Origin of the sequence: Spirillospora sp. NPDC048824 (assembly GCF_043198455.1) — a bacterium.
Classification (GTDB): domain Bacteria; phylum Actinomycetota; class Actinomycetes; order Streptosporangiales; family Streptosporangiaceae; genus Spirillospora.
This window is the reverse complement of the sequence record NZ_JBICUS010000034.1, coordinates 20749-40641: the sequence shown is the minus strand read 5'-3', so window position 1 is coordinate 40641 and position 19893 is coordinate 20749. Positions and strand designations below refer to the sequence as shown.

9 protein-coding genes are annotated in these 19893 nt (G+C 64.6%); all 9 read right to left on the bottom strand.

Features of this window, described 5'->3' with window-relative positions:
• Nucleotides 1–94 precede the first annotated feature (94 nt).
• Nucleotides 95–9439: an amino acid adenylation domain-containing protein gene (locus tag ACGFIS_RS36150; protein WP_392973875.1), complete on the bottom strand. Its 9345-nt coding sequence runs from the start codon at nt 9437–9439 to the stop codon at nt 95–97.
• Nucleotides 9440–9455: 16 nt separating this feature from the next.
• The gene (locus ACGFIS_RS36145) at nt 9456–10205 is read right to left on the bottom strand and encodes a TylF/MycF family methyltransferase (RefSeq protein ID WP_392973874.1); all 750 of its coding nucleotides are present in this window, start codon (nt 10203–10205) and stop codon (nt 9456–9458) included.
• 33 nt (nt 10206–10238) lie between these two features.
• Nucleotides 10239–10793, bottom strand: a complete 555-nt coding sequence (locus tag ACGFIS_RS36140) for a cysteine hydrolase family protein (protein WP_392973873.1) — start codon at nt 10791–10793, stop codon at nt 10239–10241.
• Nucleotides 10794–10879: 86 nt separating this feature from the next.
• Nucleotides 10880–12130 carry a cytochrome P450 gene (locus ACGFIS_RS36135; RefSeq protein ID WP_392973872.1) on the bottom strand — a complete coding sequence of 417 codons (1251 nt, stop codon included), beginning with the start codon at nt 12128–12130 and terminating at the stop codon, nt 10880–10882.
• Entirely contained in the window at nt 12127–12903 is a 777-nt protein-coding gene (locus tag ACGFIS_RS36130; RefSeq protein ID WP_392973871.1) for an FkbM family methyltransferase, read from the bottom strand. Before ACGFIS_RS36130 ends, ACGFIS_RS36135 begins: the two co-directional genes overlap by 4 nt.
• A gap of 13 nt (nt 12904–12916) precedes the next feature.
• The gene (locus ACGFIS_RS36125; protein ID WP_392973870.1) at nt 12917–13135 is read right to left on the bottom strand and encodes an MbtH family protein; all 219 of its coding nucleotides are present in this window, start codon (nt 13133–13135) and stop codon (nt 12917–12919) included.
• A gap of 44 nt (nt 13136–13179) precedes the next feature.
• Nucleotides 13180–15927 (bottom strand): amino acid adenylation domain-containing protein, encoded by a 2748-nt coding sequence (locus ACGFIS_RS36120; RefSeq protein WP_392973869.1) that lies wholly within the window; start codon nt 15925–15927, stop codon nt 13180–13182.
• A complete protein-coding gene (locus ACGFIS_RS36115; protein WP_392973878.1) occupies nt 15924–16667 on the bottom strand; it encodes a thioesterase II family protein in 744 nt (247 codons plus the stop codon). The genes ACGFIS_RS36120 and ACGFIS_RS36115 overlap by 4 nt, the downstream gene beginning before the upstream one ends.
• 14 nt (nt 16668–16681) lie before the next feature.
• Nucleotides 16682–19867: an amino acid adenylation domain-containing protein gene (locus ACGFIS_RS36110; RefSeq protein WP_392973868.1), complete on the bottom strand. Its 3186-nt coding sequence runs from the start codon at nt 19865–19867 to the stop codon at nt 16682–16684.
• Nucleotides 19868–19893: the final 26 nt, after the last annotated feature.

Genomic DNA, 19893 nt, shown 5'->3' with positions numbered 1-19893 from the left:
TAGCACGACTGCCGAGACATCGCGCCACCCTGCACGAACCGGCACACAAGATCACGCAGCCACGCCGACCGAGATCAACTTCTCAAACACGCACTCAGAAGCGATCGCCATGGGCTTCCACCCCTGAGGCCGCCACTGCGCGCGCCATCGCCCGTATGGTCGGCTCCTTGACAAAATCGCGGAATGACAGGTCGATTCCAAAGCGCTCTCTGATCCTTACCAGGATGCGCACTGCCTTGAGCGAGTTCCCGCCTACGTTAAAGAATGACTCGTCGAAGTCGATCGAAGAGTCGCCGAATTCTGCGGCCCAGAGAAGTTGGATGCTCTGTTCCAGCGGGCCGGATCTGCCGGCGGTATGAGATCCCATTTGAGGGGACGGCAGCGAGGTCTTATCGAGTTTGCCGCTCAGGCTCCAGGACAGTCGGTCGACTCGCATCCAATGGGTGGGAACCATGTAGTCGGGCAGCGTCGCGGCAAGTTGCGCACGGAGTGGCCGGCTCCACCCGTCTTCCTCCAAACCCTGTTCCATGACCAAATAGGCCACCAGCTCAGGTTCGTCCTCGCTCGTGGGCTGAGCAACGACCGCGGCGTCCAGAACGCCGGGCAACCTGCTGAGCACCGATTGGGTTTCACCGGGTTCCACTCGGTGTCCACGGATTTTCACCTGCTCGTCGATCCGGCCGAGGTACTCCAAGTCTCCATCGGATCTCCAGCGGACCAAGTCCCCGGTTCGGTAGAACCGCTCTCCCTCCCTCTCGACGAACCTTTCGGCAGTCAGGGAAGGATCTCCAAGATAGCCATCGGCGAGGCAGGCTCCGCCGAGCCAGAGTTCTCCGGCAACGCCTATCGGAGTCAAGTTTTCCGCGTCGTCGGCGACCCGGACCGCGACATTGTCAATCGGCCGGCCAATGGGAATCTTGCGTGCATCCAGGTCTCGGACCCGGTGGGCAGTCACTATGACGGATGCCTCAGTCGGTCCGTACTGGTTGAAGAACCTGACTTCAGGGTGAGCCTGCAGGAAGCGACGAATCGCCGGAGTAATGATCAATTCCTCACCCCCCACGCAGACTTCCTTGAGTGAAGGCGCATGAAATCCGTACTCAGCGAAATACTTCAGCGGCGTATACGCGATATGTATCCGCTCTACCTGATGCAGGTTCATCAGTGCGTTGAGCGCGGCAGGGTCTTCGCGTTCGTCTGCGGCGGGTACGACGAGTGCGGCGCCTGATGCGAGCGTGCCGAAAATTTCTTGCACGCTGACGTCGAAACCGATCGACGTCCATTGCAAGGTACGCAGTGTCGGGCGGCAGGCCAGCTGCCATCGCAGCAGGTTGACCGGGCCCCGGTGAGGAACTTGCACCGCCTTGGGTTGGCCGGAGGAGCCGGATGTGTAGATGCAGTAGGCGAGGTCGTCCCGCTCCACCTCCGCTTCCGGCCTGGTAATCGGTCCATCTTCCTCTACAAGGGTCCGTACGATCCAGCCGCCGGTCGGGACTGACAATTCCGGTTCGGTTAGCACCGTTCTCGCTTTGCTGTCGCCCAGGCAAAACGCGACCCTCTGGTCGGGAAGGGACGGATCGAGGGGAACGTAGGCGGCTCCGGTCTTCAGGACGGCGAGGACGGCGACCACCAACGTGGCACTCGGCCGCAGGAACACCGCCACGGCGTCGCCGGGCCCGATGCCGTCCTCGATCAAGCCGTGCGCCAACCGGTTGGCGGCGTTGTCCAGTTCCGTGTAGGTCAGCGTGCTCGGTCCACTGATGACCGCCACCGCGTCCGGGGTTCGGTCGACCTGTCTCTCGACCAGATGGTGCAAGCAGTCGTAAGACTCCTCGGTAACAGCGCCCTGCCAGGAAGCTATCCTCGCCTGGTCCTCGTCCGTCGGCCCCGTCAGGGAGGAGAGCCGAGCGTTCGGGTCCGAACCGGCACGTTTGATAACCGTTTCCAGGAGCGTGAGGAGCCGCTCGACACTCGGCTCGTCGAACCGGCCCGCGTCATACTCGACCAGACAGCGAAGGCCCCTCTCATGCCGGGCGAAGCACAGGCTGAGTTCGAAAAGAGCACGATCGGTCGGCAGGTCGAGCAGTTTGACGCTTACCTCGGGCGGCGAAAACTCCGGCGCTGACCGCTCCCGTTCATACTCGACCATCACACCGAAGAGCGGATTGACGCCTGCAACTCGCGGGGGGTTGAGCGCACTGACCAGTTCGTCGAACGGCACATCCAGGTGATCCTGGATCCGAGCGATTCTAGTTCTGGTTCTCTTCAGCAACTCGACGAAATCAGGCTCACCGGAGAGGTCCGTCCGCAGAACCACGGTCTCGATGAACATACCGATGCGATCCCGGTTCTCCTCCTGCCGGTTGCTCACTGCCATGCCGAGCATGAAATCATCTTGTGCGCTGATCCTACCCAGCAGCGCTCCGAGCGAGGCCATGAGCACCATAAAGGAAGTAGCATTATGGGCACGAGCGAGATCGTCGACGAGTTCGGCCGTGGCGGTGCCGAACTCGCGGACGAGACTCGCGCCCTTTCCTGTCACGGCGCTCTCAACGTCGGAGGGGAGGGTGAGGACAGGGGCGGCGTCCAGTTCGGTGATCCAGAAGTCCAGATCCGGCTCAGCGGATGATTCTATGTACACATCAGGCCGCAATGGCGGCAGTTCTGCGGATGGATCTCTGTAGTAGGCGGCAAGGTCCCGGCAGAAGATCTGTGTGGAGAACGAGTCGAATACGATATGGTGAGCCACGAGATAGAGAATGTGCCGATCCGGTGCAGTTTTAGCGAGGCGCATAGCGAACAGCGGGCCTTCCGCCAGATCGAACGTGGTTTCAGGATGGTCCGCCCGCAGCCGTGCCAATGCCTCGTCGACCGGCAGTCCAGGGAGTTCGATCAGGGGGCAAAAGATCGGAGCTGGGTCCCTGACCAGCATTTTCAGTTCTCCGCCGACCTCTCGAAACACAGCGTGTAGCGTGCTGTGTCGCGCGACGACCAGGTTCAGGGCCGTGCGCAGCCCTTCGATATCGAGCGGGCCGTCGAAGACAATTCCCTTTGGCTCAAGGTAGTCGCTGCGACCGACACCAGTCTGATCCACCAGCCACAGACGTCGTTGGGCGGTGGACGTCGGAAATTGAGCTAGGCCAGGTGCCGCGGGGATCCGAGTGGATCCAGGTGCCGAAAACGTGCGGGTGTTCCCTGGTGACGCGGGAGTCCAGGCGGTTCCGGGCGCCACCGCAGGCCGAGAGAGCTCCCTCGTCCGAATGGCTCGGTCCCCGAACGGAACCACCCCGCCCTGTAGGTCTCGAAGGGCATTGATCAACGGAAGAGCCGCCACCATACTTTCGGTCGAGATTCCGAAGTCCACGAAGCAGGCGATCTCGTTCGCGCCGGCGGCGACCACGGCATCGGCGATCCGAAGGCATTCCCGGGGTGAACCGATAAGTGCTCGTTCGTCGCAGTAGAGGCGGAAGGCTCGGTCGAGGACGAAATCAAGGTCGCCGGGAGGAGTGTTCTCCAGTTCATCTTCCAGGCCCAGGCTCCGGGAGAGGCCGCTGAGGAGATTCAGTGACGAACGCAAGTAGGTACGGAACGGGCCGGCGGCCCGCGTGCGGGCACGCTCGCCGTCGTCGTCCAAGTATGTGTGCAGCAGCACGACGACGCGTCCCGCGTCCGGGTCCAGGCCGCACTCGGCCCGCGTCCTGCGGTAGAGAGCCACGTTTGCGGCGAGATCGGCGACGCTCTGAGTCATGAGGTTTGTCACCACGCCCAAGTCGTGTCGTGCCGCCCGGCGGTAGCTCTCCGGGTTCCCCACGACGGCGATCGCCATCGGAAGCCGCTCCTGTACCGGCTTCGGAAACAGCCCGACCTCGATCTCCGCCCCGCCGCCGGCCACTGCGCGAACCGTGTCCCCCGACCACAGGCGCCGCACGGTTTCGACCCGCTCATAGGTCAGCTCACGACGGTTCTCATAGTGCTCCGGAGCCAGCACGAAGTCATTTGCATGCCATCCGGATGCCACACACAATCCCACGCGCCCCCGGGACAGGTTGTCCACGACGGCCCATTCCTCAGCAACTCTGATCGGGTTGTGCAAAGGAAGAACAACCGACCCAGCGTTAATCCTTATCCGTGACGTGCGGGCGGCGAATGCCGCAGCGAGGACACTGGGATTCGGAAAGAGCCCTCCAAAGGAGGCGAAATGCCGCTCCGGAAACCACAGCCCATGAAAGCCGTTGCGGTCGGCGAACTCGACCGCCGCCAGCAGGCCCTCATACTCGTCCGTGACCTCCTTGGCCGGGTAGTCCCCAAAAAAGTAGAGACTGTAGTCGCATCCCGACTTCTGGCCGACTTCCACCCGGTTGTGCGCTCCAGCGGCCCGGCCATCAGGGTGCCCGCCGTTCGCCGTCGCTACGGGCGGGGCGCCGCGACTGACCATATCGAGCTGTCGGGACATGAGATCGCTGACCTTGGAGAACATATTCTCGGTGATCCTGAGCTGGGCCGAAAGCAACCCCTCAAGGTCGACCGCAGCGGTGTTCTCGTCTCCCGAGAAGCGCTCGAAAACGGTCCTGGACTCCGCGGGCTCCGGTACCGAAGGCGCAGTGGGCACGGACATCACCGAGCGCGAGTTTCCCGACGTGGCCTTGGATGCGGCTTCCGGCGCGTCCAGCGGCGCGCGGCGCCTGCTCTCAGTGGCTTCAGACAATCGGAGTTCGAGAGTCTCAGCGAGCTTGCGCGGCGTGTCGGCGGTCTCGAACAACATTTGCACGGGAATAGCGACACCATACCTTCTTTCGACCTGGCGGCTCAGTGCCATCAGTGTCAAGGAGTCAGCTCCGAGAGCGGTGAACGCGGTGTCGGCGATTCGACCGTCGGCGGCGACGCCGAGCCTTTCGCCGGTCATGGCGAGCAGGTCCTTAAGAACTTCTTTGTTCCGCTGGGGCTCAACTGTGTGAGCCTCCTCGCCGCCGACCGCGTAATCAGGCATGACGATCCTCTCAAAGGAATATCCGGGAAGTGCGATCCTGCGTGTGCCGGACGCGACGATCTCCGGCTCAACGTCCTGCCCCGCGCGGTAGATCGCCGCAACGGCGTCCAGCATCGCCGCCACCTCTTCGGTCTTCTTCGCCTGGGACGGGATCCACGCGAGGTCTCGCAGAGCTCGACGACCGAGAGCGGCCAGCTCGTCCCGCGCACCGATCTCCACGACGGCATCGATCCCGGACGAACCCAATGTCGCGAGAGCCAGATCGAAACGGACTGGAAGAAGGGCCTGGCGAACAAGGTAGTCGTGCTCGGGTGTCTCTCCTTCCGGCAATTCGCTGCCGTCCGGCCCGCTGATCAGCGGAATTCGCAACGGGAGCATGCCACATTGCGCCGCCGCATCCGCCAGCCGGTCCAGCACCGGGTCCACCATCGGGGAATGGAAGGCACGGTTCACCTCGAGCGATCGCCACGGCACTTCTCGTTCGTCCAGGAGTCGACCGCAAGCCTGAAGTGACTCTGGACCGCCGGCGAGAACGAAGGAATCCGTCCCGTTCTGAGCCGCGATGTACAGACCGCCGTCCCGCGCCGCCCTCTCGACCACTGCGATGTCGGCGCGGACGGCGAGCATTCCACCTTCCGCCATTTCCGTCATCATCAGCCGGCCGCGCAGTGCCGCAAAGCGGATCCCATCCTCAAGGCAGAACGCTCCCGCGGCATGTAGCGCCGCGAGTTCACCGAGACTGTGCCCGAGCACCCGTCCGGGTCGCACTCCCCATGCCTCCCACTGGGCGGTCAGCGCCGCCTGCAGAGCGAACTGAGCGGGCTGTGCCCAGGCGGAATCTCGTACCCCCCCGTTGAGAAGACCGTCCAGCAGCCCATCGCCGAACTCACCGCGATGGATCCGCTCACACTCATCGAGCACCGCTCGAAACTCCGGAAACGTTCCGTAAAGCCCCTGCGCCATGCCGGGACGCGCGGTGCCTTGACCGCTGTAGACGAAAGCGAGTTCACCCCCGGGCCTCGCCATGTCCTCATCGGTGAGGTCCCGCAGCCGCCGGCCGAGTTCACCAGCGGACGTTGCGGCCACGGCAGTGCTGTGCGCGAGCACGGGTCGTACCACCATGCTCGCCGCCACACTCGCGACACGGGTCTCCGGATGCCGGTCAAGCCAATCCGCGACCGTTCGAGCCGACCGGATGACCGCCCCGGGAGTGGAGCCTGACACCCGGACGACGCCTCCGTCCGGCTCCCCGTCCATGGGTCGCTGCTCCGGCGCCTCCTCCACGAGGACGAAAGCATTGGTCCCACCGACGCCGAGTGCGTTCACTCCAGCACGCAGGATCTGCCCGCTGGGCATCGGCCCCGCCTCCCGCACAAATGTGAAAGGGCTGCCGGACAGATCGAGGTCGGGATGCGGAGTCCGCAGGTTGGCGGTTGGCACGAACATGCGATGCCGCAGCATGAGGAGCACTTTGATCAGACCCGCCATGCCCGCACACGCGTCCAAGTGGCCGACGCTGGACTTCACCGAGCCCAGCGCACAAAATCCAGTGGGCCCGCTCTCCGCGAGCAGTGCGTTACTGAGCGCCCCGAACTCCACGGGGTCACCGACCGGAGTTCCCGTGCCGTGCGCCTCCACATATGTGAGATCCGTGCCGCTGATCCCGGCCCTGCGCAAAGCTGCGCGCACCGCTTCCGACTGGCCCCGTGAACTCGGTGCCGTAAATCCGGCCTTGCGCCGGCCATCGTTGTTCACCGCCGTGCCGGTGATCACGCCGATGATCGGGTCACCGTCCTCAAGCGCCGAAGCCAGCGGCTTGAGCAGAACCACAGCGACCCCGTCCGCACCGATCGTCCCGTCGGCGTCCACGTCAAAGGGCCGACACATTCCTGATGCGGAAAGAACCGAATCCGGGTGGTGAACATAGCCTGAGCGCGGTGGGGCCTGGACGGCGGAGGCTCCGGCGAGAGCGAGATCAGCGTCACCGGCAAGCAGGGATTGGACGGCGAGATGGACGGCGACCAATGAGGACGAGCAGGCCGTCTTAATTCCTATGGCCGGGCCGGTTAGCCCGAGCCGATACGAGACTCGGGAAGCGAGAAAATCCGCTTCCGAGCCGAACGTCCAGAGCATGGAATCAGCGAGGTCGAGGTCGCCTCTACGACTCGCCGGCGGCGTCTGGTATTTGAGGAGGTTTGCACCCTCGCCCGCAAAGACCCCGATCCGCAGCCCGTTGTGCGTAGCATATCCGCCCGTCTCCAGAGCCTCGTAGGAGCACTCCAGAAAGAGCCTATGGCCGGGGTGAATGAGGGATGCCTCTTTGGGGCTTATACCGAAGAAATCCGCGTCGAAGAAGTCAGCGTCATGGAGTTTTCCACCGGCAACGGGGCCGTCCGTACCCGAGCGGACGAGATCCCAGAACTCCATGGGGCTTGACGCTCCGGGAAATCGCAACGCCATGCCGATCACCGCTATCGCCCGCTGATCGCCATCTCGGCTAGACCCTTCCTCCGCTTCTTTTCTGTCAGAGACGGAGTGCTCGAATGCCGCGAGTTCGTTGATGGTGGGATACTCGAACAATGCGGACAACGTCAAGTTCGCGCGCCCGAGACGTTGATGGAGGCGGGCGATCATCACGGAGGTCAGGCCGAGTTCATAGAAGGGAACGTCGTCCTTGGGCCGGGTGCCCGTGAGGTTCGCGATCTCGTTGCGCAGCAGGTGCTTGAATGCGTCGCTGTCCATCGGTTCGGCAAGGGACGGGAGCATCCGAACGAGTTCCGAGCGTAGGATCTTGCCTGCCGACGCCCGGGGGAACCGTTCCGCTGGAACGGCGACGACACGGCCGGGGACCAAGCCCGTTTGCCGCATCACTGCCCGGCCGACTTCACGCGCGAGTGCCCGGGTGTCGCTGACACCGTCCGCAGCGGCAAAGAAGAGGATCGGCGACTCCGTGCCCAGCTTGGGATCGGGCACACCGCACGCCGCGACCAAGCCTGGGATCACCCCTTCGACGGACTCCATGACGCGCTCGACTGGATAGGTGGGGTACTTTTCTCCGTTGGCGATGATGACGTCCTTCGTGCGACCTACAGGGAACACGGCCCCGTTCTTCATGAAGGCAAGATCACCGGTGTCGAACCAGGGAAGTCCACCATCGTCGGCCTCTACGAATGCCTCTGTGCCTTCCCCGATATAGCCAGGCGTGACACGAATGGACCGGACCTGCAAATGCCCGACGACATCCTCCGTGAGCAGTCGCCCTTCCGCATCGACCACTCGCAGTTCCGCACCGGGCGCTGGCACCCCAGCCGTGACCAGCCTCGTGCACTCCTCATCTGGGGCCTCAGCCCCGGCGTGAACTATCCTGCCGCTCAGGCTCTCCGTGGTAACACGCACCACGCTGTCCGGTTCCCCGTATCGGCCCCAGGTGATTCCCGTTACCGTCTCCGTCATTCCCCACGATGAGTGCAGATGGCCCGCCGAGAGACCGTGGGGCGCCATCGCCACGACGAAATCATCGAACACTCCGGGTTGAATCATCTCCCCGCCGGAGATGAGGCCCGCGAGGTGGGATAGATTCCAGTCTCGTGGCCCTTCCTGCGCCAGGGCGGTGGACACCATGCGGAAAGCGAAGGCGGGCGCCAAACTGTGTGTGATGCGGTAATCGGACAGAAGGTCAAACCAGTGCAGCGGATCAGCCATGACCTGATTGACCGGTACATGCATATTGTCTGCGCAGGCGAACAGCGGGAGAATGTGAGCTAACAGCAGCGGAGCGCTCGCATCAACCGGCAGCCAGTTGAGGATCGCGTCATCGCGCCCCCATTTCAAGGACGCGAGACTTCCGTGTGCGAAGTCGATCAGCGCCTCGTGCTTCAATGGAATGACCTTCGGCTGACCGGAGCTGCCCGACGACCTGAGCATCAACGCCACATCCGAGTCACCCGCCCGCGAGAATTCGGACCGAATGCGGCCTCGACAGTCGGCGAGTGTCAGCACGGCGGGTAGCGCCGGACCGGCAAGGTCGGCGAATCCAGCCGCTCCGGCCTGGTCTGTCAGGATGCAAGCGCCACTTACAAGAGCGCATACCTCCAACGCCTCACGGAACTGGGCTTCCCGTGGACTGGTATGCCCACTGGCCATGAGCGACAGTGGCACGAACCCGCCGAGCACGCACCCCCAGAACGCCGGAAAGAAGTCCGCCAACTCCAGATCATGAAGCACGATCACTTGGCCGGAGATGAATCCCGCATCGATAAGTCCGCCGGCGATGGCACTACCCTGTGCGAGCAGGTCGGGGTAGGTGATCTTATCCGCCTGCCCGTTCACACCGACGACCGTGGTGCCGTGATCAGGAGCCTGCTCGGCTGCCCGCCTCAGGGCTGCGACGAGTGTGTCAGCTGACGAGGTGGCCCAGGCGCCGGCCGGACCCCGGCTTTCCGCGAGCGTCATGGGATCGGTCCCCTCCTCAGGCAGTACGGCGCCAGTAAACGCCATAGCCGTCGATTTCCACTATCTCGTCGTGGATATTGTTGTCCTCGCGGAAGTCATGGACCGCCTCCTTGCAAACGTCAATCAAATAGTCATCGACAATGACGAATCCGCCAATCGAGAGTTTCGGATACAGATTCACCAGGGCGTCCGTCGTCGACTCGTAGAGGTCACCGTCCAAGCGCAGTAGTGCCAGTCTCCTGATAGGAGTATTCGGGAGTGTGTCTTTGAACCAGCCTGGCAGGAAACGAACCTGGTCATCGAGGAGTCCATAGGCCTCGAAGTTCTGCTTCACGGTGTCGAGCGATACCCCCATGAGGTCATTGAAGGCGTGGGTCGCCAGTTCGACGTCACCCTCGTGCCCATCCACCACTTCCGGCATGCCGGCAAAAGAGTCTGCGCACCAGATCAGGCGATTCGTGATTCCATGGGCGCGAAGCAACGCTCGCATGAAGATACAAGTGCCCCCACGCCAGACACCGGTTTCAATGAAGTCGCCCGGTACGCCGTCTGCCAGAATCCGCTCGACGCAGAACTGTACGTTGTCGAGACGGCGAATACCGATCATGGTGTGCGCACTGCTGGGCCAGTCCAGCCCCGCGAGCCGGTCTATCCGGTCGAACGCGTCCCCGGGCAACCACGGGTTGGGCAGCGGCGGGTCCTCATAGATGACGTTGGTGAGGATCTTCTTCATCAAGTCCAGGTACATCGCAGTCGAGTCAGCCATCAAAAATCGGTCCCTCTTTCAAGGCGGCCGCGGTCACGGGAAATCGGATGCATTGATCACGCAAATGTGGCGGCTGCCATCACCGATCCGGTACATCACGTCATTGGTCAGGAGTATTCTCGCGGCCGGGCTGACGTCGCATACGGGAACATCGAAGGTAGTGTGACCATCACCGATCAAAAGGACTTCGTAACCTAGCGTTATCGCCCTTCGGCAGGTGGTGTCGACACAGAGTTCAGTAAGGCAACCGGTCACGTACAAGCGGGTGATGGAACGCCGCTGAAGCTCGTCATGCAGCGCGGACAGGTGAAAGCTGTCCGTTGATTTCTTGCCGATGACCAGATCGCCGTCCAATGGCTTCAACTTTTCATGTATCTGCCAGCCCCGTGTTCCCGCTTCGGCCGGATGACCAGGCGGTCCGTTAAATTGCGTGTACATGACAGACATTCCTCGGTTTCGCGCCCTGCATCGCAGCGAATCCACGACTTCGATGAATTCATCCCCGCGATACACGCCGACACTTCCTGCGAGGAATCCTTCCTGAACGTCGATGATCAGCAGCGCGGAGCAAGGGGATGCTTCATTCATAGAGCCTTCTAACTGTTTCCATCTGAATTCAGGGGGCCTGGCGAGCTTGCCCCTTTGACAGGTGAAGCCTAGTTACGTGAACGCTTCTACCGGAACGACACCGGAAGGTGCTCGATTCCCCACATGAAGTTCGACCTGAGGCGCTTGACATCGCCCACGATCTCCATCTCGGTTACCTTCTCCGCCAGCACTTCCAGCAGCACCTTGAGTTCGACACGAGCCAGCGGTGCGCCGAGGCAGAAGTGGGGGCCGATCCCGAACGTCAGATGGCGGTTTCCGGTGCGGGACAGGTCGAAGCGGTCGGGGTCGGGGAAGACTGTTTCGTCACGGTTGACTGAGGAATTCCAGATGACGACCGCCTCGCCCGCTCTAACCTGCTGACCGCCTACGCTGACATCCCGCTTGGCCACGCGCATAACGTGCAGGGCGGGGCTGGTATAACGAAGGACCTCGTCTACGGCCGTTTCGATGTCAACCAGACCCTCCTTCAGGCGGCGCCACTCCTCTGGATTCTCGATCAACGCCTTCAGCCCGGCAGCCGAGGCATGCCTGGTCGTCTCGTTGGCACCGGTGAGCAGACCGTCGCAATTGAGGAGGATCTCCTCGTCGGTCAGGGGCCGGCCCTCGAGCTCGCCCTGGATCAGGGCACTGACGACGTCGTCGCCAGGGTTCTGCCGGCGCTGGGCGACCAGGTCGGCGTAGTAGAGAAGGATCTCCCCGTGGGCCTCCGTTTTCGACAGCTCGAAGGCACTGGTTCCCATGGCAGGACATGCGGCTGTCTCCGCCCTCGTTCGCGCTGTTCCCACCGATGCGCCAAATGCCTGGCTCGTCAGCCTGATCATCGTCGAGCCTTCGGACTGCGGGATACTCATGATTTCACAGATGATCGCGGCGGGCAAAATGGCCGCGATCTCGCTCACGAAATCGATGTTGTCCCGAGCGAGTGCTGATTCAATGAGGGGTTCGACGACGCGGCGCATGCTGGCTTCCAACGTCGAGACCACCCTGGGTACGAAGGCCGCGTTCATCAGTTTCCGCAGCCGCGGATGGGTGGGCGGGTCGGTGACGATCAGCATCTTGGAGGCGGCCGCTCGTACCGCTTCCGGATCGGAGTCCACGCGCATGCCGAGTTCAGAGGTGAAGGATTCGGTGTCACGGTAGACCTGGAGGGCGGGCGCGTAGGACATCACGGCCCAGAAGCCGGGTCCCGGCGGATGTTCGTTCCAGAAGACCGGGGACGTGGCCCGCAGGGACGCCCAGGTCGCGACCGGGTCGCCGTGCGCGTACAGGTCCGGATCCGCCACATCGGTGACTGTGTCGGGTTGGGGCACGGTCACGCGTCCATCCCTTCCTTACGCACTGCGAATGCCTCGTAAATATCGGTGCCTTGCAGCAGCTCGTCCTGTTCCACCGCGATCGTGAAGCCATGGTTCTCGAGAAGAGCCGTAAATTGCTTCAACGCACCGTCCTGGTCGTGCACTTCGGCGACCACCTGCTTGACTCTGGGCCAGTCTGAATCGGCAAGGCCCCGCAGGACTTCGAGTTCGCTCTTTTCCACGTCCACTTTGAGCAGGTCGATGGTCGTTACGCGGTGTTCGGCGATGACCTGCGAGAGCGTGCGAATCTCACACTCGATCTCTTCCAGAGTGTGACGTCCTTCGAGCATGTCATCAACGTCTTCCTCCTCGACGCCACTTTTCAGGAGAAAGTTGCGAGTCAGCTCGGCTTCCACGGCCGGGTCTGCATGGAACCCGGACATCACCGTCGCGTCAGGGTAATAAGCGAAGCGGCCTGTGCCGGAGTGGTCGGAAAGACCGCACCGCATGACGCTCGCTCGTATTCCGTGCATATCGACATTCTTTGTCAGCGCCGCGAACGGCACGGGAGCGGGTTCGAAGGCGTGGATGGTCAGGTTCGGGCACTCGGTGTGGAAGAAGAGCGTCGACATGCCGACGTTCGCGCCCACGTCGAACACCGTGTCCCCGGGGGCGAGCTGAATGCCATGCTGCATATAGCAGCGTTCGACGAAAATGTCGCGATACAGCAGGGCGGTCTCGCCCGTACTCACCTGGGTGATGTCAAGACCATTGGGGAGCTTCATGAGCTGCATGAGATTCTCGTCTTCAAGACTGAGGGCTGTCGAGTGCATTACGCAGGCTTAGCGGACGCATATCCGTCCAGTGCTCATCAACGTATGCGGCGCATTCTTCCTCGCTGCCGGTGAAGCCGGCCGGACGCCATCCGTTCGGGGCGGGCCGGTCAGCGGGGAACAGGCCGTACTGCTCCTCGGCGTTGATCAGGACGCTCCAGGCGGCGATGGTAGGGGCGGCGTTCTCGTTCATGTCTGCTCCGCGCGGTGTCGGTGAACCAACGGGTGTCGGGTGAGTCAACGGGTGCCGAGCGCCTCAGCTAGGCGGCGGACGGTGGGGTTCTGGTAGATCATGCGGACGGGTTCGTCGGTGAGGCCGGCCTCATGCATACGCGTGGTGACGCGGATGGCGAGCAGGGAATTGCCGCCGACCATGAAGAAGTTGTCATCGAGGGTGACGGCGGTGCCGAGAACCTCTTGCCATATGCGGGAGATCTGGAAGTGGAGGCTTTCTTCTCCGCTTCCATTTGTTCGCCGGGCCTGAATCCGCCCGGCCTGTACCGGTGCCGGCGAGGGGAGTCGGCTCGGGTCGAGTTTTCCGTTGCCCGTCAACGGCAACTCGTCCAGAACGGTGATGGTGCTGGTGACCATGTAGGCGGGCAGGACTTGCGCAAGGTGGTCTCGCAGGGCGTCCGGGCGGATACCGGCTCCGACGACGTACGCGTCGAGGTGGGCGTCCTGCGCTTCGCCCCGGCGGTTCAGCACGACGGCCGCGGCGCGGACCTCGCGTGCCTCGAGCAGCCGGCTGCGGATCTCGTCGAGCTCGATACGGTAGCCGCGCACCTTGACCTGACCGTCGAGTCTGCCCAGGTGCTCATACGTGCCGTCGTGAAGCAGCCGGCCGCGGTCGCCGCTGCGGTACAGGCGCGCCCCGCGCGTCGCGCCCTGGTCGTCGGGGCGGAAGCGCCGCGCCGTCAGGCCGGGCCGGCGGTGGTACCCCCGAGCGAGGCCAGCACCGCCGACATGAATCTCGCCGGGAACGCCGACGGGCAGCGGCTGCCCCTCCGGCCCCAGGATGTGCAGTGTCCAGCCGGGTAATGGCCTGCCTATGGACCGAGTGCCGGTAAGCGCCTCGTGGCGGGTGAGGGTATGCCAGGTGCAGTGGACGGTCGTCTCGGTGATGCCGTACATGTTCACGACGCGGCACTCGTGTTCCGGGTGGGCATCGAACCAGGGAAGCAGGATGCGGGCGTCCAGTGATTCGCCGCCGAAGACGAGGAGCCGAACTGCCAGCGACAACGCTCCCCTTTCCTCGGTCGAGAGCAGCTGGGCGAACGCCGACGGTGTCTGGTTGAGTACGGTGACACCTTCGCGGTGAAGCAGATTCCTGAATTCCTCTGGCGCACGGGCGACGTCGTCCGGGACGACGACCAGCCGGCCGCCTGTGGTGAGGCACCCCCAGATTTCCCACACCGAGAAATCGAAGGCGTAGGAGTGGAAGAACGTCCACACATCGTCCCCGCCGAAACCGAATTCGTCCCGGGTCGCGGCGAGCAGCGCGGTGACGTTGCGGTGGTCGACGACCACGCCTTTGGGGCGGCCGGTGGAGCCTGAGGTGTAGATGACGTATGCCGGGTCGCCCGAGCGGGAGGATGGCGGTTCCGTCCGGCGATCCGCGCCTCTGCCCGATGAGCGCCCGGGCCGCGGCACCGGCGGGGCGAGAGTCCGGCACTCGGCCGACGCGACCTCGGCATCGTGGGTCACGAGGAGCGATACCCCGGAGTCGGCGATCAGATAGCGCACCCGTTCCCGCGGTGAGGACGGGTCGATTGGGACATAGGCGGCGCCGCATTTGAGGATGCCGAGCAGGGTGGCAATGAGCTCAGCACCGCGCGGCAGGCTCACGCCCACGAAATGACCAGGACCGACGCCATGCGCAAGGAGCGTCTCGCCCACCACCTCGGCCCAGTCGTCGAGCTGTCTGTACGTGAGATGGTCGGCGTCACTGGTAACGGCGATGTCGTGCGGGCGCAGGGCGGCCCGGCATGCGACCAGGGCGTGGATCGTGGCGTCCGTTGTTCGTGGCGGCCGCGGTACCTGGAACCGCCGGCGCTCGGGTGCAGCGGCGATTTCATCGAGCAGAGCGGACATGGCCGTTGAGGCGAACAAATCCGCTCGATAGGTGCAGTTGAGCACCCACCCGTCCGCGGTGTCCTCGATCGCGAACGACAAGGGGGCGGAAGTGGGCCTGGGCAGATGGGAGTGCCAGGTGAACCCGGCCTCGCTCAGGTGCCGTTCGACCGGACCGGGTACGGGCAGCACCAGCTCCGCTGAAGTCGCTTCGTCCCCGCTCAAGCCGGGCGCGCTCCGCTCTTCCCTCGACAAGCCGAGACGGGCTTCGCGAAGAGCCGTGTGCGAATTGGAGCCCGCTTCGGCCGGAAACGGCACCTGGAAGACTTCGTCCGCAGTAGTGAGCGAAGGGTCCAGCGGACCAGGAACCCGGACGGACACTGCGACCGGCTCCCCCGGCGCGCGGCGCGCCAGTGCTCTTCCCAGCACCGAAAGCGCCTTCGCGACGTCGCTCGACGACAATGGCGCACCGGCGGTCTCGAACCGCATGGCGCCGCCCGGAACCGGCGTGGCCCACAAGGGGGTCGAAGGTTCGCCGCCGTCCGGGTCCGCGGCCGAACGTTCGAGCACCGCCGGGGGCGCATCGGGCGTCGCAAGGCGAAGCGCCACGCTGAGCAGGCCGGTCTCGTCCAGCAATGCGGGAGGCGCGGCGATCACCACGTCCTGGGCGCCGTCGGTGTAGTGGAGCGACGTGACCCGTAGCAGGGCTCCGGAACCGTCGGGGAATGGCCGTTCGCCGGTTCGCCGCCGGAGCTTCGCCGCCCGGGTGTCCGTGCTCGCGTACGGGAGACGCTCGGTCCAGGTCGCCGCGACGCGCCGCCCCGGCAGCGTTATGGAGGCAAGGGATCGGCAGATGACGGCCTGATCGATAGGGCGCGTGCATCGCAGGGCCAGGGCACGGGTACTGGGCGTCACCCGCGGCTCCCGAGAAGTCCGGAGGCGAGCGCGGCCATGGCCTTCAGGACCGGCTCCGGCTCGTCGGCGAGGTACATGTGACCGCCTGGCACGTCCTGAATCACGCACGACGCGGTGGTCCGGTCCGACCAGGCGAGGCAGTCGTCGGCGGTGACCTGGTGGTCGTCCGTCCCGCGCAGTACCGCGATGGGGATGGACAGGGGGCGCGCGTCGGTGAGCCGGTGGGTCTCGTGCAGGTGGACGTCCGCCCGGAGCACGGGCAGCACGATTTCGCGCACGTCCGGGTCGGCAAGGGCCGGATGGATGTAGCCCGCGAGTTGTTCGACGTGGGCGATGAACTCGTCGTCGTCCAGGTCCGACGAGTCGCGGCCGAGGGAGACGCCGGGCGCCGCGGAGCCGCTTGCCATCAGCCACAGCGGCTCCGGCTCGTGGGAAGCGCTCATTTCACGGGCGAGTTCGTAGGCAAGGATCGCGCCGAAGCTGTGGCCGAACAGCGCATAGGGACGGCCGTCGGCGCACTGCTCTCGCAAGGCCGGCACCAGGTCCTCCAGAGCCATCGCGATGCTGTCGTATGGGTCCTCCGGGAAACGCTCCTCACGACCGGTCGGCTGGAGAGGCACGATCTCGATGCCATCGGGCGCCGCGGGCCAGGCGCGATAGAAGGTGGCGCCTGCGCCGGCGAAGGGGAGGCAGAAGACGCGTAGGGCAGGGGCGCCGGTGGGTCTGCCGTCCGGCCTCATACTGGCGTCCGGTCTCATCGGGCCTCCTCCGAAGCGAGGCATTCACGGATGGTGTCCTCGACGTACGCGGCGAGGTCGCGCAGGATCGGGTTCTCGAACACGGCGGTCATGGGAATGGTCAGCTGGGCATGCCGCTTAAGACGGGCCACGAGGCGGATGGCGAGCAAGGAGTGGCCGCCGGATTGGAAGAAGTTGCTCGTGGGAAGCAGGCCCTCGACGCCGAGAACTTCCTCGCTGATGCGGATGAGGAGCTCCTCGGTGGCGGTACGTGGAGCGCCATCGGCCTGATCGGGCCCCGGTATGCGGCTTCCTGCGTCCACCGGCTCCAGCTCGGCCAGCGCGCGACGGTCGACCTTGCCGGACGGGGTGGAAGGCAGAGCTTCGAGCGCCGTGTACGTCGAAGGGCGCATCCACTCTGGCAGATGGTGCTCGGTGTGGGCTCGCAAGTCCTGGACGGTGGCGGCGGGGGTGAGGCGCACATATGCCGCCAGGACGGCCATCCCCTCGAGTTCGCGGAGGACCACGGCGCATTCGAGGAGTTCGGGAAACTCACCGAGCACGGCCTCAACCTCGCCGAGTTCGACTCGGTAGCCGCGTATTTTCACCTGATGGTCGTCGCGGCCGAGGAACTCCAGGCGCCCGTCGGCGGTCCAGCGGCCCCGGTCACCGGTACGGTACATGCGCGCCCCGTCCGCGCCCCAGGGGTCGGGGAGGAACGAGCGTGCCGTCAGCGCCGGCCGGTCAAGGTAGCCGCGGGCGAGCGAGGTGCCGCTGATGTAGAGGTCACCGGGGGTGCCCTGCGGAACGAGTTGCAGGGCGGCGTCGAGCACGCGGACGTGCTGGCCGGGCAGCACTTCTCCTAGGAAAGGAGTGCCGGTGGCATCTATCCGCGCCCAGGTGGTGTCGACTGTGGTCTCAGTCGTGCCGTAGACGTTGACGGCGTCGATGGCGGGGTGCTCCGCGAGCCGGTGCCACAACCGCGCCGGGATCTGCTCGCCGCCGATCCACAGCCGTAGCCGTGCGTGCGCCGGCGTGGCGGCGGCGATCAGGTCGACCATTTGCTCGGCATGCGAGGGTGTCAGGTCGAGATCGGAAAGGGTGTGGTCGGCGACGGCCTTCGCGAACTCCTCGGGTGACCTGCGGATCTCCTCGGGCAGGATGACCACGGTGTCGCCCCGGCAGACCCGCATCCACTGCTGGACGGAGGCGTCGAAGGAGGGGCTGGCGTTCCAGCCGACACGGCTGGTGCCCGGCCTGATCGTGCCCGCCTCCTCGAGACCGGTCAGGAGCCGGGCCAACGAGCCATGAGTGACCTGCACACCCTTGGGTCGGCCGGTGGAACCGGAGGTGTAGATGACGTACGCGGTCTGGTCGGGGTGAGGTGCGGAGAGGGCAGTGGACCGGGCCTGTGACGGCACCCCGTCGACGTGCAGTACGGTCACCGGTTCCCGTATCTCTGCGGGCACTTCGGCTTCTGCCACGATGAGCCGCAATCCGCTGTCACGGACCAGGTAGGCGAGGCGTTCGGTCGGGTACTGCGGGTCGAGGGGCAGAAACGCAGCACCCGCCCGCTGTACGCCGAGGATCGCGGCGAGCAGGTCGGCCGAGCGCGGCAGGAGCAGTCCGACGACGTCGTCCGCGCCAGCCCCCGCCGCGGCCACGGAACGGGCGACGCGCTCGACGCACCGATCGAGTTCGGCGAAGGTGAGAGTACGGTCGCCATCGACGACGGCGGTGGCGTTGGGACGCTCAGCAACGGCGACCTGGAATCGGTCGGGAAGGGCCTGCGCCTCGCTCTGCTTGAGGGCTGCGCCCGCTCCCAATGCTCTTACCACGTCGGACTGTTCGATCGTCAGGGTCGGGAGCGAGGCCATGGAAGCGTCTGGACGCGCCACGACCTCTTCTATGAGGAAGGCGAAACGCGCGGCGAGTGCCTCGATCGTGCTGCGCTCGAAAAGGTCGCTGGCATAGAAGAAGTCGAAGCGCAGACCGCCCTCGGGCCGCACGACGTAGTCGACCGCCATGTCGTAGCGCGTGATGTCGAGCTGGACATCGAGGGATTCGACCGAGACACCGTCGATTGAGAGCGTCGGGGCCTTCTCCATGTTGAACGCGACCTGGACCAGCGGGTTGTAGGCGAGGGTGCGCTCAGGCGCTATCTCCTCGACAAGCCGGTCGAAAGACAGCCCTTGGTGGGCGTACGCGTCGAGAGTGTTCTCACGGGTGGCCGCGATCAGCTCGTGGAACGTACGACGCAAGTCGACCTGGGCTCGGACGGGCAGGAGGTTCATGAAGAAGCCGACGAGTTCTTCGGTCGCCGTGGCCTCACGGTTGGCGACGGGCATGCCGACGATCAGATCGTGCTGCCCGGACCATCGCGCGAGTAGCAGATCAAATGCCGCGAGGAGCACCATGTACGTCGATGCACCGCTGAGCTTGGCCAGGCGCTCGACGGCGGCCGTGGTCTCGGCCGGAAGATCGAAGGCGACCAGTCCTCCCTCGAAAGCCTGAGTGGCGGGGCGCGTCCGGTCGATGGGCAAGCGCAGGACGTGCGGGCAGCCGTCCAGGGTCTCGCGCCAGAACTTCAGCTCATCGGTGTACGCGCCGGCTGCCGCACGCTCCCGTTCCCAAGCGGCAAAGTCCACGAACCGCACTGGCAAATCCGGTAGCCGGGGGGTCTTGCCCGCGATGTGTGCGGCGTAGGCCTCGCCGATCTCCCGGAACACGATTTCCATGGACCAGCCGTCAGTGGCGATGTGGTGGATCACCAGTAGAAAGACGTGCTCGTCCAGGCCTGTTCGCCATAGGCGCGCACGCAGTACGGGCCCGTTGACGAGATCGAAAGGCAGCTCCATGGCCGCTTTCAGCTCGCGGTCGAGCTCCTCATCGCCTCCATTGAGCGGCGTGGCGGTCAGGTCAAGGGAAAACGGGGCGCCTACCACTTGCAGTGGTTCACCTTCGATGGCGGTGAAAGTGGTGCGCAGCGTCTCATGCCGGGCGACAACCGTATCCAGGGCGTCACTGAGCGCGGCCACGTCCAACAGGCCGCTCAAACGCATCGCGTACGGGTAGACGAACTCGAGCCCTCTGCGACCCATATGGTCGGCGAACCAGAGTCGGGCCTGAGAGAAGGAGGCCGGCGCCGGGCCATCGCGTTCGATGCGGATAGGGCTGGAGTGACCGGTCATTTGCTCACTCACGGGATTCTCCTTCGGCGCGGGCAGGC

What these genes read in the sequence shown, in the direction of transcription:
- ACGFIS_RS36150 (WP_392973875.1), bottom strand. Translation starts at nt 9,439, where the DNA reads ATGACGCTCGCGGAAAGCCGGGGTCCGGCCGGCGCCTGGGCCACCTCG.
- ACGFIS_RS36145 (WP_392973874.1), bottom strand. Translation starts at nt 10,205, where the DNA reads ATGGCTGACTCGACTGCGATGTACCTGGACTTGATGAAGAAGATCCTC.
- ACGFIS_RS36140 (WP_392973873.1), bottom strand. Translation starts at nt 10,793, where the DNA reads ATGAATGAAGCATCCCCTTGCTCCGCGCTGCTGATCATCGACGTTCAG.
- ACGFIS_RS36130 (WP_392973871.1), bottom strand. Translation starts at nt 12,903, where the DNA reads ATGCAGCTCATGAAGCTCCCCAATGGTCTTGACATCACCCAGGTGAGT.
- ACGFIS_RS36125 (WP_392973870.1), bottom strand. Translation starts at nt 13,135, where the DNA reads ATGAACGAGAACGCCGCCCCTACCATCGCCGCCTGGAGCGTCCTGATC.
- ACGFIS_RS36115 (WP_392973878.1), bottom strand. Translation starts at nt 16,667, where the DNA reads ATGAGGCCGGACGGCAGACCCACCGGCGCCCCTGCCCTACGCGTCTTC.